This is a genomic window from Paucibacter sp. JuS9 (genome assembly GCF_044043925.2).
Classification (GTDB): domain Bacteria; phylum Pseudomonadota; class Gammaproteobacteria; order Burkholderiales; family Burkholderiaceae_C; genus JAUASW01.
This window is the reverse complement of record NZ_CP194172.1, coordinates 4,278,092-4,292,466: the sequence shown is the minus strand read 5'-3', so window position 1 is coordinate 4,292,466 and position 14,375 is coordinate 4,278,092. Positions and strand designations below refer to the sequence as shown.

Here is a 14,375-nt window from a genome sequence, read left to right as displayed (position 1 = left end):
CGCCTAGAACGCCGGCGCGCCCTGCAAGGCGTCCAACTCCAGCTTCAGACGCGCGTTCTCGGCCTCCAGCTCGGCCACGCGCTGGCGCAGGACCTGCAGTTCATCCGCGGCTGCCACCGCTTCGGTTGGCGCCTCTTCAGCCGGCTCAACCTTGATCGTCACCCGCTTCTTGGTTTCGCGCACCCGCTTGGCGGCCTGTTTGAGCTCGTCCTTGCCGCCGGCAACGGCCGCCTGCTGCTCCTCGGCGGGCAGCGAGGCCACGACGGCGGCGGCGGCCAGCGAGATCTGGCCGGTCTTGACCGCCTCGACCAGCTCGGGCGCCGCCTGCTTCTGGATCTTCTCGATCTGCAGCATCTGCGAGCTGCTCAGGCGCGCGGCCTTGGCAATCGCCTCGCGGGTGTTCAGGGGCGCGGGAGGTGGCAGCGCGGGCTCGCCCGCTGGTTCAGGCAGATCCGATTCCGGTGCGTCGCCCGAGAGCAGTGCAGCACGGCGGGCGGCGATGATTTCCTTCTTCCGCAAGGCAAGCACGCCGCGCTGGAAGTCGGAGACGCTGCGGCGGCCCAGGTGCTGGTCGATCATCCACAGGTGCACGTCTTCCATCGAGCGGAAGCGCGTGTTCTGCACCGTGTTGAAGGGCAGACCATGCTTCTGGCAGATGCCATAGCGGTTGTGACCGTCCACCAGCACCTCGCCCCACAGCACCAGCGCGTCGCGGCAGCCCTCGGTCAGGAGGCTGCGTTCCAGCGCCTCGTGTTCCTCGGGGGTCAGCGGCTCGATATAGGCCTTCAGCTCTTCGTTGACAACAATATTCATGGGCATCCCGGTGCGAGGGCCGGGACTATAGCTGGCCCGCTCGTCCTCGTTCATGCCCTGGCCGTCGTCGCTGCAGATGAACTGCAGCTGCTTTTTCGTCCAGCGCCCGGCATTCCACCGTCAAGAGGCCCTGCTCACGTCGCCAGCAGCGTCAGGCGGCGCAGCCAGCCACGTCGGTTCACTCGCAAGCCCTTCAGGCCCAAGAAACACCGCCCTTTTGACCGCACCCTTTTCGCACAGGTGCTTCGCCCTCGTCCACGGATCTGCGGTGAAGTCTGAGCGAGCCTAGGGCTGGCCGAGCGTGATCCAGTGGGCGACGGAAGCGTTGAAAAAACCCGATTCGGCATAGGCGCGGCGCAGCACACCCAGCCGGCGCAAGCGCTCGAGACCGAGATCGAGCCGCGCCTTCAGTGCAGCCGCATCGGGGTGCCGGGCCGACAGCAGGTAGTGGCGGCTGCCCCGCAAGGCGACCTTGATGCCGGGTATGGGCAGCAGGGAGTAGTCGCCGACGCGCAGCGACAGGTCGGGCGTGGCCTGGAAAGGCGCGAGCAGGAAGTCCGCCCGGTCGTTGGCCAGCATGCGCGGCATCAGCTCCCAGTTACCGGCATGTTGCACATCGCGAATGCCCAGCTGCTTGAGCGTCTGCCAATCGACCTGCCAGTCGCGGTTGCAGAGGGCGCGAAGTTCCTGCACATCGGCGAGCTTGCGCGCCGCCATCGCACGCCTGTTGCTGGCCACGGTGTAGAGGCCGGCTTCGAACTCGCCGTCCTCCAGCACCGCGCGGCTGAACAGCAGCTCGTCGCTTTCGGCCGGGAAGTCGCCGCGCCAGTAGGAGGTGCCACTGCTGGCGGCATGGCCAGCCCTGATCTCTCTTTGCAGGCGCGCCGAGGTCGGAGCCGACTGCAGCACCAGCCCGGCGTCCTGGCCGCCGGCGGCCAGCGCCTGATGCAACAGCACCACCTCGATCACATCGCGGCGCGAGTGCGGGCCGCCGAACTCACGCAGCGATTCGGCACGCCGCCCGTCAAGAAAAAGTCGGTAGTCGCGCAGCACGTCCTCGGGCATCACCACGGTGAGGCGGCCCTCGGCCATGGCCAGGGCGCATGTGCCGCTGCCGGTCAAGACCAGCAGTTGGCGGCGGGAGAGCTTTGCGAGCACAGGGGTTCAGGGCAGTGTGCCGAAGTCGGCACGGAGTCTGCCCATGCTAACCGAGGCCAATGAGCGAGGCCCGGGGCACGACGCTCAGCGGAGCGACGCCTAGATCTGCACCCGTGTACCCAGCTCCACCACGGCGTTGTCCGGCAGGCAGAAGAACTCGGCCACGCCGCCGGCATTGCGGCTCATGGTTGCAAACAGGCGCTCGCGCCAGCCCGCCATGCCGGCGCCCTGCGTGGGCACGACCGTCTCGCGGCTCAGGAAGTAGCTGGTCTCGAAGGCCGGCACCCGCAGCCCCTTGGCTTCGCACAGGGCCAGGGCCCTGGGCACATCGGGTCGGTCCATGAAGCCGAAATGCAGGGTCACGCGCCAGAACGATGGCGCCAGGGCCTGGACCTGGACCCGCTCCTGTTCGCTCACCCAGGGGCAGTCCTCGAACTGCACGGTCAGGATGACATTGGTCTCGTGCAGCACCTGGTTGTGCTTGAGGTTGTGCAGAAGCGCCTGTGGCACGGTGTCCGGGTTGGCCACGGCATAGACCGCCGTGCGCAGGGCCTTGTTGACACTGTCGCCTTCCGCCATGTTCAGGGCCAGGTTCTCCACAAAGGGCTGCAGCGCCAGGCCTTCGGCGCGGATGCTGCCCATCAGCAGCTCGCGGCCGCGCGCCCAGGTGCTCATGCCAATGAAGAGCAGGAGACCCAGGGCCAGGGGGAACCAGCCGCCATCGAAAAACTTGATCGCGCAACCGGCCACCAGCAGCAGGTCGACTGCGAGGAAGAACAGCGTGGCGGGGATGGCCACCCAGCGCGGCAGGCGCCAGCCTTCGCTCACCACCACATAGGTCAGGATGGTGGTGATCAGCATCGTCAGGGTGACGGCAATGCCATAGGCACCGGCCAAGGCCGAGCTGCTGCCGAAGAGCAGCACCGCCGCCAGCACGCCCACCAGCAAGGCCCAGTTGACCGCCGGCACATAGATCTGGCCGGCCTCGCTCGCCGAGGTGGCACGCACCTCCATGCGCGGCAGGAAGCCCAGCTGGATGGCCTGCTTGGTCATCGAATACGCACCCGAGATCACCGCCTGCGAGGCGATCACTGCGGCCAGCGCGGCCAGCACCACCATGGGCAGGACCAGCGATTCGGGAAACAAGCGGTAGAAGGGGTTTTCTATGGCTGCCGGGTCGCCGATCAGGAGCGCGCCCTGGCCAAGGTAGTTCAGGGCCAGCGCCGGGAAGACAAGGAAAGTCCAGGCCAGGCGGATCGGCTTCGCGCCGAAATGCCCCATGTCGGCATAGAGCGCCTCGGCGCCAGTCAGCGCCAGCACGATGGCGCCGAGCGCCGCAAAAAGCTTCCAGCCGCGTTCGCTCAGGAACTCCCAGGCATGAAGCGGGTTCAGGGCCGCCAGCACCTCGGGCTGCTGCTGGATGTGCACGAGGCCTACCAGGCCCAGCACGCCGAACCAGAGCACGATCACCGGCCCGAAGACCTTGCCCACGGCTGCCGTGCCGAATCGCTGCACCACGAAAAGGCCCGCGAGAATGCCTATCGAGATGGGCAGCACAAAGGGCTTGAGCGCCGGCGTGACGACCTCCAGGCCTTCGATGGCGCCCATTACCGAGATGGCCGGCGTGATCACGCTGTCGCCGTAGAACAAGGTGGCACCGAACACGCCCAGCAGCAGCAAGAGCTTGCGCAGCCGAGGCTTGCCGGCCACTGCATGCGTGGCCAGTGCCGTGAGTGCCAGGGCACCGCCTTCGCCGCGGTTGTCGGCCCGCAGGATCAGGATCACGTACTTCAGGGTGACGACCAGCATCAGCGCCCAGAAGATCACCGACACCGCGCCGATGATGTTGTGCGCGTTCAGCGCCACGCCGGTGGCCGGCAGGAAGATTTCCTTGACGGTGTAGAGCGGGCTGGTGCCGATGTCGCCATAGACCACGCCGATGGCGCCCAGGGCCAGCGCTGCCAGGCCGCTCTTGGCGGCGCCCGGATGGGCAGGGAGTGAAGATGAATTTGTCATGCCCGCAGCATCGCGCCGCGGGCATCAGGAACGCATAAGTCCCCCCGGGGCTACGCCTACTTCTTCGCGCCGCGCAAGACCTGGCCGCCCTGCTTCAGCACGGCCGCTGCCACCTTGCCAGAGGCATCACGCTCGAATTCGACAACGGCGCCCACGGCCTTGATCTCGATGCGGTCAGCACCGGCGACGTCGGCGGCAATCGCCGGCTGGCCTGTGCCCTGCACCATCAGCCGGCCCTCGCGCTCGAAGACCTTGAGACTGAACTGCGGCACGATCTGGAACTCGCCGGCCCAGTCGCGCCAGGCCGGGTTGCTGATGCTAGGCACGGCGGACGCCAGGCCGATGCGCTCGGCCTCCACCATGCCGCCGCCCTGGCGCCAGGAAAAGCGCTCGACCGGCTGGCCCTCAGCGGCCGGCACGGGCACCAGCAGGGCCGAGAATTCAGCTGGGTAGAAGGCGCCGCGGCTGTCATGCAAGAGTTCGAAGGCACCCTGCCCTTGAGCCTGGAACATCAGCTTGCCGTCCTGCGCCCAGATGCGCGTGGGCAAGCCAGCGAGCCTGTAGTCGCCGGCCATGGCCTTGAGCAGGGCGGCCGGCGTAGCGATGGCCAGCCGAGGCGGCTGCACCGGCACTTTCAGGCCCAGCAGCGACAAGCCGATGTCTCCCAGGCCGCCCAGGTCGGCCAATGAGGTATCGGACAGCAGCACCACTGCGCGGTGCGCAGCCGGGTCCAGGGCCACCAGCGACGAGAAGCCGCCCGTGCCGCCTTCATGCATCAAGAGATCACGGTCCTGGATCTTGCGGTGCATCCAGTTCATCGCGAAGCCATGGGCCAGGGGCTGCTGCGTCTGATGCATCCGGGCCACCAGCGGAGCCGGACCTTCACCCAGTTCGGCGAGGGCAAAGCGCTCCATGTCGGACAGTGTGGCCTTGACCATGCCGACGCCGGCCAGATTGCTGGTGATCGTCCAGGCGGCCGTGGGCTTGCCGCTGGGCAGGTGGCCGCGCGCGGGCCCGGCGGCGAGCGGCTTGGCGATGAAGGCGCTCTCCATCGCCAGAGGCTTGAACAGCTTGTCGCGCAGTGCCGCCTCGAAGTCGCCCCCGTTGCTGCGCGCCACGGCCAGCGAGACCAGCATCATCCCGAAATTCGAGTACTCGCTCTGGCTGCCGATGGGACGCGTCAGCGTGACCTCGCCCAGCGCCGCGAGGACTTGCGCTTCGGTCAGTGCGGCATAGGGACTGCTGGGGTCAGCTATCTGCATGCCCGGTGGCAAGCCTGGCAGGCCGGCGCTGTGGGTCAGGAGATCGCGCACCAGGATCTGGCGCTCGCCCTGGCGCGGCACGCTGGTGCCGGCCGGCAGGTGCTTGGCGATGGGATCGTCCAGCGACCACTGGCCGCGTGCGATCAGGTCGGCCACCAGGAAGGCGGTCATGGTCTTGGTGACCGAGCCGATCTCGAAGGCTGCGTCCATCGCGGGAGCCGGGTCGCTGCGCGTTCCGGCACAGGAGCGGGCGCGCAAGACCTGACCCTTGTCGATCACAGCCGCCACGACGCAGGCGCCTGTGCGGTCGCCTGCGAGTCGGGCCGCCAGCCGCTGCTCCAGGGCAGCCGAGCTGTCTGGCGGGGGCGCTGCTTGCAAGAGCAGCGGCAGGCTGGCGGCGGCCGCAAGAATCTTCAATTTCTTCATGGCATCTCCTCCTTGGGCGTCAGTGTCCGGAACTGCTGAGCGCGTCGAGTTCGTCGATCTGGCGCTGGAAGCGGCGGGCGGCAAAACGGTTGACTACTGCGATCGCAATCATCAGCAGAGCGGCGATCAGGTAGGCCACCGGATGGTGGACATTCAGCTCGGCCTGTCGCCCCCACATGAAGACGACGAAGCCGGGAACAATGGGGCCGATGTACCAGAGCCAGACATCACGAACGGCATCGCGCTGGCGCACCAGCTCGGCGCGGTGGAAGGCCACATGCGAGGCGCCCAGCGCTTCGGGCAGCTCGCGAGAAGAGGCGCGGCGGTGCAACTGCCACATCACGACGATCGTGCCGAGCACCGTGAGCAGCGCGCCCACCTTGGTCACCCAGTAGGGAAAGATCCAGGCGTAGGCGAGGAACACCGGCACCACCAACGCGCCGGCGATGTACTCGCGCCGGTTGCGCTTCCTGATGCGCTGCTGGAAGGCGCTGGCCCTCTGTTGGATCTCGGCCGGTGGCACCGGCTGCATTGGCTGCAGCGGCTGCGACTTCCACAGATCGCTCACCTTGTCTTCGCTGCTCATGGTGCGTTCCTCTTCAAGCCCAGCTGGGTTGCCAGCACGGCCTTGATACGGTGAATCTTGGTCGCGACATTGCGCGCCGACAGTCCGGTGATCTCGGCCATGCCGGCGGCGTCGAGATCCTCCAGATAGAGCAGCATCAGCTCACGGTCCAGCGGTTTCAGGCGGTGCACCAGGGCCAGGATGCGCTGCAGGTCGAGGCGACGCTCGGTCTGACCAGGGTCCTGGCGCTCGTCGGGCAACTGCTCGGCCTCTTCCAGTGCCAGCATCTGCTGCGCCCGGCCGGCGTGCTGCTGCACATGGCGAGCGCCCACGTTGTGCGCCACCCGGTAGACCCAGGTGCGCAAGGAACAGTCGCCGCGAAAGCCGGCCAGGCTCTGCCAGATCGCCAGCTGCAAATCCTGTTGCAGTTCCTGGCGCCTGGCTGGGTCGCGCTCGTAGCCGCCGACAAAGCGGGCCAGCTCGGCCCCATGGCTTTGCAGGGCCTCCCGGTACAGCTGATCTTGTGGGCTTGATGAAGCGCTCATGAATCAGGTAGTGAGGCTGCGGGCCGACTTCTTACAGCGCGGCCGAAAGATTTTCTACAGCGCCTCGACCAGCCGATAGCCGACGCCGGGTTCGGTCAGCAGCCGCTGGGGGTCGGCCGGTTCGGCCTCCAGCTTGGCCCGCAGCTGGCCCATGTAGAGCCGCAGGTACTGCGTGTGCTCGGTGAACTCGGGGCCCCAGACATCGGCCAGCAGGGCGCGGTGCGTGACCACCTGGCCGCTGGAGCGCACCAGGCGGGCCAGCAGCTTGAACTCGGTCGGGGTCAGTCGTTGCTCCACGCCGTTCAGCTCGACGCGGTGCGCCGCCAGGTCGACCTTGAGGCCGTCCCGCTCATAGCGGGTGATGGCCGGCTTGAGCAAGGTGCCGCGATGGCGCAGCGCCACGCGCATGCGGGCCAGCAGCTCGCCGATGCTGAAGGGCTTGACCAGGTAGTCGTCGGCGCCGGCATCGAGCAGGCGCACCTTGCTGCCATCCTCATGGCGGGCCGAGATCACCAGCACCGGCGTGCCCTTGCTGCGGCGCAGCTCGGCCAGGAGCTGCTCGCCCTCGCCGTCCGGCAGGCCCAGGTCCAGCAGCACCAGGTCGGGCGCCTGGTCGTGAGTCAGCAGGGCCAGGCCCTCGCAAAGGCTGGCGGCGGTCTGCACCGCATAGCCCTCGACCTGCAGTGCATCCCGCAAGGTAGTGCGCAGTTCGCGGTCATCCTCAACCAACAAAACTCTCATGTGGGCTGAACCTCGACCGGCAACCAGCATTCAAAGCTCGAGCCGCCATGCGAGCGGGCGCGGTAGCGCATCTCACCGCCATGGGCGCGGGCAATGGCACGGCAGGCCGCGAGGCCCACGCCGGCGCCGCGGGCATCCGAGCCGTCGGGGCGCTGGCGGTCCAGCTCCTGGCCGCGCTGGAAGACTTCGAAGATGCGCTGGCGCCAGGCCGGCGGCACGCCGGGGCCGCGATCGCGCACGGCCAGCACGAGTTTGTCGCCACCTTCGCGCCGCACCAGGATCTCGACGCCACTGCTGCCGGCGTACTTGAGCGCGTTGTCGACCAGGTTCTCCAGCAGCTGCGTGAGCAGCAGGGCATCGCAGCGCAGCAGCGGCAGCTCGGGCTCCAGCCGGGCGCGCAGGCGCGGTCCGCCCTCCTCAGGTTCGACCGCTCGGCGCTGGCGCACGCGGCGCATGACCGCTCCGACCAGTTCCTCGGCCGATTCCCAGTCGAGTTTGAGCTGCACACCCGGTGCGTCCAGTCGCGCCAGCTGCAAGGTGTTGTCGGTGAAGCGGCTCAAGGAGCGCGTCTCGTCCATCACGGTGTCGAGCAGGCGGCGGCGCTGGGCGCTGCTCAGCTTGTCGCCCTGCTCCTGCAAGGCCGAGGCGGCACCGAGGATGGTGGCCAGCGGCGTGCGGTAGTCATGCGAGATCGCGGCCAGCAAGGCATTGCGGGTGGCCTGGCCCTCGGCTTCGTCGTGCGCCCGCTGGGTCGCGCGCTCGGTGGCGCGGCGCTCCAGGGCCTGACCCATCAGGTCGCACAGCGCCTGCGCCTGCTCGCGCTGGCCGGTGTCGCTGGCGCTGGGCAGGGTGATGCGCGCGGCGCCAAAGCTGGTCTTGCGGCCGCGCATCGGCAGGTACCAGGCCGACAGTTCTTCATAGCGGCCGGTGCCGGGGCCAAAAGCCTGGCCGGCGCGCAGGCAGGCCCAGAGGCCGTCATGCGCATCGGCGTCGGGCTGGCCGTGGATCAGGGCGGCTTCATCGTCATTCGTGGCCGGCAGACGGTCGAACAGATAGAGCAACTGCACCGGAGCGCTGCTGAGCGGCTGCAGCGCCTCGGCCAGCAGCGGCGCGGCCTCGGCCGGCTGGGCCGTATCGCGCAGCCGGTCGGCGAGACGACGCAAGGCCTCGGCCTGGGCGGCATGGCGGCGCGCCGAGTCCGCCTGCCAGCGCAGCCGCGCCAGCAGGATGGACGAGATCCAGCTCAAGGCAAGCATGGAAGCCAGCAGCAAGGCATGCTGGCGCAGGTCGATGGCAAAGCTGCCGCGCGGCGGCACGAAGCACCAGTTGAAGAGCATCACCGCCAGCAGGCTGCTGAGCATCGACGCAGGCACAGGCTGCCACAGCGAGGCCAGCGCCGCCGACATGACCAGCACCATCGACAGGTTGGCCAGATCGACCCGCCCGTCGAGCGCCCACATGGCCAGCGCGCCGAGCAGCCAGACGCCCAGAGCGGCGGCCGCCTGGCGGAACTTGCGCTTGTTCGGAGTCATGGCCGGCACGGTAGCAGGCCCCGCATCAGGAAATCATCAGGAGTGCTTGAACTGTGGCGGCCCGCCCCCAGGTGAAAGCTCATCATGCTGATCACCTGCACTCACTGCCAGACCAAGAACCGCGTGCCCGACGAGCGCGCCAGCCACGACCCCGTCTGCGGACGCTGCGGCCGCGCCCTGCTCAGCGGCGAAGTGATGGTGCTGGACGAGTCCACATTCGATGCCGTGGTGGCGGGCAGCGAGCTGCCGGTGCTGGTGGACTTCTGGGCGCCCTGGTGCGGGCCCTGCCGCATGATGGCGCCGCAGTTCGAGGAAGCCGCGCGCCGGCTCAAGGGCCGGGCCCTGCTGGTCAAGGTGAACAGTGACGAGGCGCCGCGGCTCTCACAGAGGTTCGCCATCCGCAGCATCCCCACGCTGATCCAGTTCCGCGCCGGCCAGGAGTTGCAGCGCCTCTCAGGTGCGCTGCAGGCCTCGCAGATCATCGGCTGGATCAAGTAGTCCGGCCTCAGGCCAGGCGCCCCACCGGCAGCGCCTGCGGCGCGGCGATCTGCGCGCGCCAGCGTCGGGCGCCCAGCCCCAGGGCCAGCGCCAGTTGCAGCGAGCCGTACAGCCACAGCGGCACGCCCGCCCACTTGTAGAGCGCAAAGCCCAGCAAGGCGCTCACGATCACGCCGAAGACCAGCAGCACCGAGCCCTGGCCGTTGCTGGGCAGACGCGCCCAGTCGCGCCAGATCATGGCCACCGGCAACAGGTAGGCCAGCAGGAAGGGCCCCAGCAGCTCCATCGGCGCGCCGCTGAAGCCCATCACCGCCACCGCCACGACCAGGCCGAGCAGCCAGGTCAGACCGAATTGCACCAGCCAGCGACGCGCCAGCATGCGGTTCAGTGCGGCGCCGCGCGGCACGCCCGGCAGCAGCACCAGCAGGCGCTGCTCGTTGCGCGTCTTTACCAGGGTGCGGCCCAGTCCGGTCAGAGGGCCCAGCAGCGCGCTCATCAGGCCGATGGTCAGGCCGAAGCTGCCGGCGCGCATGAACTCGACGAAGGGGACCGGGATCCAGATGCTGCACATGCAGACCAGGCCGAAGATGGCGCCGAAGATCACTGCACCGCTGACCTGCGCCGTCCAGTGCGTGGCCGGGCCCAGGCCCAGCATCAGGCGCGCATCGACACTGGCTGCATCGCTGCGCTGGCTGAGCTGGCGCAGCTGCCGGCGATAGGGGCCGTTCGTCAGCAGGCCGAACCAGGACAACGGTGCCGGCAGCTTGCTGCTGTCCCAGCCCTGCGCGCCCGCGCCTTGGCGCGCGTACTCGCGCCAGCGCTCGGCCCGGGCGTAGCTGGAGCGGTGCTCGCGGCCACCCTCGCCCAAGACCTGGAGCAGTGGCAGCGGCGGGAGCAGCAGGCTGATCAGCGCGCACAGCGCCGGTCGGCTCCGCATCAGCTCGGCGGCTTCGGCCCACAGACCGTTGCGAAACAGCCAGATACCCACGAAAGGCAGCACGGAGAGCAAGGCCCAGCCCAGCGGCCAGCGCATCAGCAGGCCCAGCGCGGCCACGCTCCAGGCCGCAATCAGCCAGGCCGGCACCAGGGGCAGGCCCATGATCATCAGCGACATCATCACCAGCAGGCTGGACAGCAACCAGCCCGCCACCAGCACATGGCGCAAGCGCGCCAGATGGCCGGGGACCAGGCGGGCAGCGTTCGGCTGGTTCTGCAGCACCAGGTTGACGACCAGGCCGCCCCAGTAGCTGACCGCGACCAGCAGGGGCAGATTGCCGCCCATGAAGCGAGCAGCCTTGGGGCTGCCCCAGATCATCAGCCCCAGGGTCGGGATCAGCAGCAGCACCGCCACGATGACCAGCACGCGCCAGCCCTGGTCGTTGCTGCGCTGCTGGAACCCGTGGACCAGGATCGGCTTGTAGGCAGCGGCCGTCATTGCGTCAGCTCCATGAACAGGTCTTCCAGCGTGGGCGCCTGGCTCACGAGCGCGGGCTGCAGCTCGGGTTGGCCTGCGCTGAAGCGCACGAGCCAGCGCTCGCGGCCGCCGTCCAGCGCCTGGGCCGAGAGGCGTGTCACGCCCGCTTGCTGCAAGAGCGGCTGCAGCTGGCTGCTCGGGCCGGTCACCAGGCGGCAGGTCTCCAGCAGCTCATCCAGCGGCGCCTGCAGGGCGATGCGGCCCTGGCTCAGGAAGGCGATGTTGAAGGCCACACGTTCCAGGTCGGAGAGGATGTGGGTGGAGAACACGACCGTCGTGCCGCGGTCGATCACCTGCTCGACCAGCTCGCGCAGGAAGTCGCGGCGGCCAGCGGGGTCGAGGCTGGCCACCGGCTCGTCCAGCACCAGCAGGTCGGGCTCATGGGCCAGCGCGCGGATGATGGACAAGCGCTGCTTCTGGCCGCCGGAAAGCTTGGCGATGGGCTTGTCGCGAGCGATGTCCCAGCGCGACATCAGGCCCTCGACCTTGGCCTCGTTCCAGCGCGGGTAGAAGCTTCTGAAATAGGCCAGCAGCTGGGCCGGTGTCAGCCATTCGAACAGATCGGCCTGCTGCGGCACATAGCCGATGCGGGCACGCACCGCGTCGTCCAGGCCCGCCACCGGCTGGCCGAACAGCATCGCCGAGCCGGCGTTCGGTTCGCGCAGGCCCAGCAGCGTTTCCAGCAGGGTGGTCTTGCCGCCGCCATTGCGGCCCAGGAGGCCCACCACCTGCCCCGGCAGCAACTGCCAGTCCAGGCCGCGCAGCACCTGCTGCGCGCCATAGCTGACCTGGATGCCTTGCAGCTGGGCCGAGGCGCTGGGCTGCGCCTGCTCGGCATGCAGGCCGACACTGAGTTTGGAAGAGAGGGTGGTGGCAGTGCTCATGGTGCGGTCTTCTTTCACTTCGGTTCTTCGGCCAGGATCTGCTTGAACAGGCTGAGCGCCTGGGCGGGCGGCAGTTCCAGTTGACGGGCTTCGGCAGCGGCACGCTCCAGCGTCGGGCGCAGCAGTTCGATGCGCTCGGTGGTTGGCTGGGCTTTCTGATGGCTGGCGGCCACCACCATGGACAGGCCGCGGCGCCGCTCGAACAAGCCTTCCGCCTCCAGCTGGCTGTAGGCCTTGGAGATGGTCATCGGGTGCACGGCCAGGGCGGCCGAGAGCTCGCGCACCGAGGGGATCTCCTGGCCAGCCTTGAGCTGGCCAGCGGCAATCAGCCGCCGCGCCTGCTCGATCAGCTGGCGGTAGATCGGCTCGGTGGAGCCGGTATTGATATGGAAAAGGCTGGGGTCGCTCACGGGCTGGTCTCAAGGTGTACTAGTACTGTAGTACACGTAGACGCCACCGTCAACCGCCCGCCTTTATGGCCTGGCGGGGAGCCAAGGCATTGAAGGAAAGATGCACGCCCTGCCCGACCTCGTCCGGGTCGTTGCAGGCAGTGTGGCTTGCAGTCCTGCAGGAAGGGGCAGACGGCCTATCGGCGGGTCGGCTTGCTGATCCACTCGTCCATCCAGTCCGAGCCCGATGCCAGGCGGCGAGACCACCAGGCGTCCTCTTTCGGGTTCAGCCCGGTAGGTGCTGCCCACTTGCCCAGATGCGCCGGCTTGCGCGTCGAGTGGGCGCCATTCACGGCGACGGGGTTCTGTCTGCGAATCAACATATTCACCTCAGCTTGCGCAAGACCTGTTGCGTGAGTGAACTCTAGGCACCGCCCTGTCAAAGGCATGAACAGACCCGCGGTGCGCACATCAAGATTTCGTCAATCCGAGCCGAGCCGGATGACGTTGCCGAGCTTGCTGCTGGCCGGCAAGCCGGTGGGCAGGGGCTGCTCATGCGGCACCGCAGCGCCGCGCTGCTCGAACTTGGCCAGCAGGTGGCCGAGCAGGCGTCGGTAGACCTCGTCGCCGAGCACCTTGTCTTCGGCGCCCACGTCGAGATTGGGGTTGTCGTTGATCTCGATGACGAAGACGCCCGCGTCGGTCTGCTTCAGGTCCACGCCATAGAAGCCATCGCCGATCAGGCGCGCGGCCTTGACCGCGGTGTCGAGCACGGCGCGCGGCGTGTCCTGCAGCGCCACCGCCTCGGTGCGACCTTCCGTCGAAGGGCCATCGCCCGCATGCTTGATGATCTGCCAATGGTCACGCACCATGTGGTAGCGCGCCACGAACAGCGCCTCGCCACCCAGTACGCCGACGCGCCAGTCGTAGGGCGTGTACATGTAGTCCTGCACCAGCACGATCTCGGACTCCTTGAACATCGCGTCGGCGATCTCCTGGAACTGCTTGAAGTCCTGCGCCTTCCTGACGTCGCGGCTGAACGAACCGTCGGGCACCTTCAGCACCACCGGATAGTCGAGCGAGTCTTCGAAGCGCGGCAGGCTGCGGCGGCTGACCAGGCGGGTGCGCGGCGTTGCCACATCGTGCTCGCGCAGCAGCTCCGCCAGGAAGGCCTTGTTGGTGCAGCGCAGGATGGAGCCCGGATCGTCGATCACCGGCATGCCCTCGGCCTCGGCCTTCTTGGCAAACTTGAAGGTGTGGTGCGCCACCGCCGTGGTCTCGCGGATGAACAGCGCATCGAACTGGGTCAGGCGCGAGAAGTCCTTCTTGCGGATCAGCTCGACCGCAATGTCCATCGATTGCCCGACCTCGACGATGTGCTGCAGCGTGGCCAGGCTGGAAGGCGGCAACGGGTCGGTCGGGTCATGCAGGATGGCCAGATCCATCTTGGGCACGTACTGGCTCAGGGCCGGCGTCCAGCGCCGCCGGGTGAACTCCTCGAGCGCACCCATGAACAAGGCATCGCGCGAGGCGTCCACTTCGCGCGGATCGAGCGCACGCACGGCGGCCGTCTTCCAGCCGTTCAGGCCGTCGGGCCGCTCGAGCTCGATCTGCAGCAGCGGGCAGCGGAACAGCTCGAAGGCCTTGCGTGCCAGGTCGGCCAGCTCCGGGTCCTCGATATGGCCGAAGAAGACATGGAAGCTGAGCGTGTTGACCGAGCGCGGCACCTCGTCCAGGCCGGCAATCAGCCGGTCCAGACGCGCCAGCGAGGCTTGCTGCGAGCTGCGGTGCTGCAGGTCGAGGATGGTCTCGACGGTGGGCGTGACACGGTCGCCACGCGCCTCGGCCAGCAAGGAGCAGTAGTAGCCCAGGCTCAGGTAGTCGTAGTTGCGGCACAGGTTGATGACCTTGCGTGGCCGCTTGCCGGCATCGGCCGCGGGCCGCCCCGACAGGTCAGCGGATTCGCCGGTGTGCTCGGAGATGAAATCCTCGGCCGTGACCACGCGGGCGTCCGCATCGGCCCAGCGGAAGTCGGCGAGTCGCTCCACCACGATCAAGTGACCGGATGCCAT

At 68.2% G+C, this 14,375-nt stretch carries 14 protein-coding genes; 1 reads left to right on the top strand and 13 read right to left on the bottom strand.

The window, feature by feature from the left end:
- Positions 1–3 precede the first annotated feature (3 nt).
- From ABT392_RS19085 to ABT392_RS19050, 8 genes are all read right to left on the bottom strand, one after another.
- Entirely contained in the window at positions 4–813 is an 810-nt protein-coding gene (locus ABT392_RS19085; RefSeq protein ID WP_395384916.1) for a ParB N-terminal domain-containing protein, read from the bottom strand.
- A 285-nt stretch (positions 814–1,098) separates the two neighbouring features.
- The gene (locus ABT392_RS19080) at positions 1,099–1,971 is read right to left on the bottom strand and encodes a hypothetical protein (protein WP_334279700.1); all 873 of its coding nucleotides are present in this window, start codon (positions 1,969–1,971) and stop codon (positions 1,099–1,101) included.
- A 99-nt stretch (positions 1,972–2,070) separates the two neighbouring features.
- Positions 2,071–3,987 (bottom strand): potassium transporter Kup, encoded by a 1,917-nt coding sequence (locus tag ABT392_RS19075; RefSeq protein WP_334279699.1) that lies wholly within the window; start codon positions 3,985–3,987, stop codon positions 2,071–2,073.
- Between the two features lie 56 nt (positions 3,988–4,043).
- Positions 4,044–5,675, bottom strand: coding sequence for a serine hydrolase domain-containing protein (locus tag ABT392_RS19070; protein WP_395384917.1), 1,632 nt, complete (start codon positions 5,673–5,675; stop codon positions 4,044–4,046).
- 19 nt (positions 5,676–5,694) lie between these two features.
- Positions 5,695–6,261, bottom strand: coding sequence for a hypothetical protein (locus tag ABT392_RS19065; protein ID WP_395384918.1), 567 nt, complete (start codon positions 6,259–6,261; stop codon positions 5,695–5,697).
- The gene (locus ABT392_RS19060) at positions 6,258–6,785 is read right to left on the bottom strand and encodes an RNA polymerase sigma factor (RefSeq protein ID WP_395384919.1); all 528 of its coding nucleotides are present in this window, start codon (positions 6,783–6,785) and stop codon (positions 6,258–6,260) included. The genes ABT392_RS19065 and ABT392_RS19060 overlap by 4 nt, the downstream gene beginning before the upstream one ends.
- A 54-nt stretch (positions 6,786–6,839) precedes the next feature.
- A complete protein-coding gene (locus ABT392_RS19055) occupies positions 6,840–7,526 on the bottom strand; it encodes a response regulator (RefSeq protein ID WP_395384920.1) in 687 nt (228 codons plus the stop codon).
- A complete protein-coding gene (locus tag ABT392_RS19050; RefSeq protein WP_395384921.1) occupies positions 7,523–9,058 on the bottom strand; it encodes an ATP-binding protein in 1,536 nt (511 codons plus the stop codon). Before ABT392_RS19050 ends, ABT392_RS19055 begins: the two co-directional genes overlap by 4 nt.
- 84 nt (positions 9,059–9,142) lie before the next feature.
- Between ABT392_RS19050 and trxC the strand changes: the two genes are divergently transcribed.
- A complete protein-coding gene (gene trxC / locus ABT392_RS19045) occupies positions 9,143–9,556 on the top strand; it encodes a thioredoxin TrxC (RefSeq protein WP_395384922.1) in 414 nt (137 codons plus the stop codon).
- Positions 9,557–9,563: 7 nt separating this feature from the next.
- On the opposite strand, the gene ABT392_RS19040 is transcribed toward trxC, so the two are convergent.
- The 5 genes from ABT392_RS19040 to ABT392_RS19020 all read right to left on the bottom strand — a co-directional run bounded on the left by ABT392_RS19040 (position 9,564) and on the right by ABT392_RS19020 (position 14,375).
- Positions 9,564–10,991, bottom strand: a complete 1,428-nt coding sequence (locus ABT392_RS19040) for a hypothetical protein (RefSeq protein ID WP_395384923.1) — start codon at positions 10,989–10,991, stop codon at positions 9,564–9,566.
- Complete coding sequence (locus tag ABT392_RS19035) at positions 10,988–11,914, bottom strand: ABC transporter ATP-binding protein (RefSeq protein WP_395384924.1); 927 nt, start codon at positions 11,912–11,914, stop codon at positions 10,988–10,990. The genes ABT392_RS19040 and ABT392_RS19035 overlap by 4 nt, the downstream gene beginning before the upstream one ends.
- Positions 11,915–11,928: 14 nt before the next feature.
- Positions 11,929–12,324: a GntR family transcriptional regulator gene (locus tag ABT392_RS19030; protein WP_395384925.1), complete on the bottom strand. Its 396-nt coding sequence runs from the start codon at positions 12,322–12,324 to the stop codon at positions 11,929–11,931.
- 176 nt (positions 12,325–12,500) lie between these two features.
- Positions 12,501–12,686, bottom strand: a complete 186-nt coding sequence (locus tag ABT392_RS19025; protein ID WP_395384926.1) for a hypothetical protein — start codon at positions 12,684–12,686, stop codon at positions 12,501–12,503.
- Between the two features lie 99 nt (positions 12,687–12,785).
- A complete protein-coding gene (locus ABT392_RS19020) occupies positions 12,786–14,375 on the bottom strand; it encodes a RimK family protein (RefSeq protein WP_395384927.1) in 1,590 nt (529 codons plus the stop codon).

Excerpts from the sequence above, each read along its gene's own strand:
- ABT392_RS19085 (WP_395384916.1), bottom strand. The coding sequence starts at position 813 with ATGAATATTGTTGTCAACGAAGAGCTGAAGGCCTATATCGAGCCGCTG.
- ABT392_RS19075 (WP_334279699.1), bottom strand. The coding sequence starts at position 3,987 with ATGACAAATTCATCTTCACTCCCTGCCCATCCGGGCGCCGCCAAGAGC.
- ABT392_RS19070 (WP_395384917.1), bottom strand. The coding sequence starts at position 5,675 with ATGAAGAAATTGAAGATTCTTGCGGCCGCCGCCAGCCTGCCGCTGCTC.
- ABT392_RS19065 (WP_395384918.1), bottom strand. The coding sequence starts at position 6,261 with ATGAGCAGCGAAGACAAGGTGAGCGATCTGTGGAAGTCGCAGCCGCTG.
- ABT392_RS19060 (WP_395384919.1), bottom strand. The coding sequence starts at position 6,785 with ATGAGCGCTTCATCAAGCCCACAAGATCAGCTGTACCGGGAGGCCCTG.
- ABT392_RS19055 (WP_395384920.1), bottom strand. The coding sequence starts at position 7,526 with ATGAGAGTTTTGTTGGTTGAGGATGACCGCGAACTGCGCACTACCTTG.
- ABT392_RS19050 (WP_395384921.1), bottom strand. The coding sequence starts at position 9,058 with ATGACTCCGAACAAGCGCAAGTTCCGCCAGGCGGCCGCCGCTCTGGGC.
- trxC (WP_395384922.1), top strand. The coding sequence starts at position 9,143 with ATGCTGATCACCTGCACTCACTGCCAGACCAAGAACCGCGTGCCCGAC.
- ABT392_RS19040 (WP_395384923.1), bottom strand. The coding sequence starts at position 10,991 with ATGACGGCCGCTGCCTACAAGCCGATCCTGGTCCACGGGTTCCAGCAG.
- ABT392_RS19035 (WP_395384924.1), bottom strand. The coding sequence starts at position 11,914 with ATGAGCACTGCCACCACCCTCTCTTCCAAACTCAGTGTCGGCCTGCAT.
- ABT392_RS19025 (WP_395384926.1), bottom strand. The coding sequence starts at position 12,686 with ATGTTGATTCGCAGACAGAACCCCGTCGCCGTGAATGGCGCCCACTCG.
- ABT392_RS19020 (WP_395384927.1), bottom strand. The coding sequence starts at position 14,375 with ATGGCATCCGGTCACTTGATCGTGGTGGAGCGACTCGCCGACTTCCGC.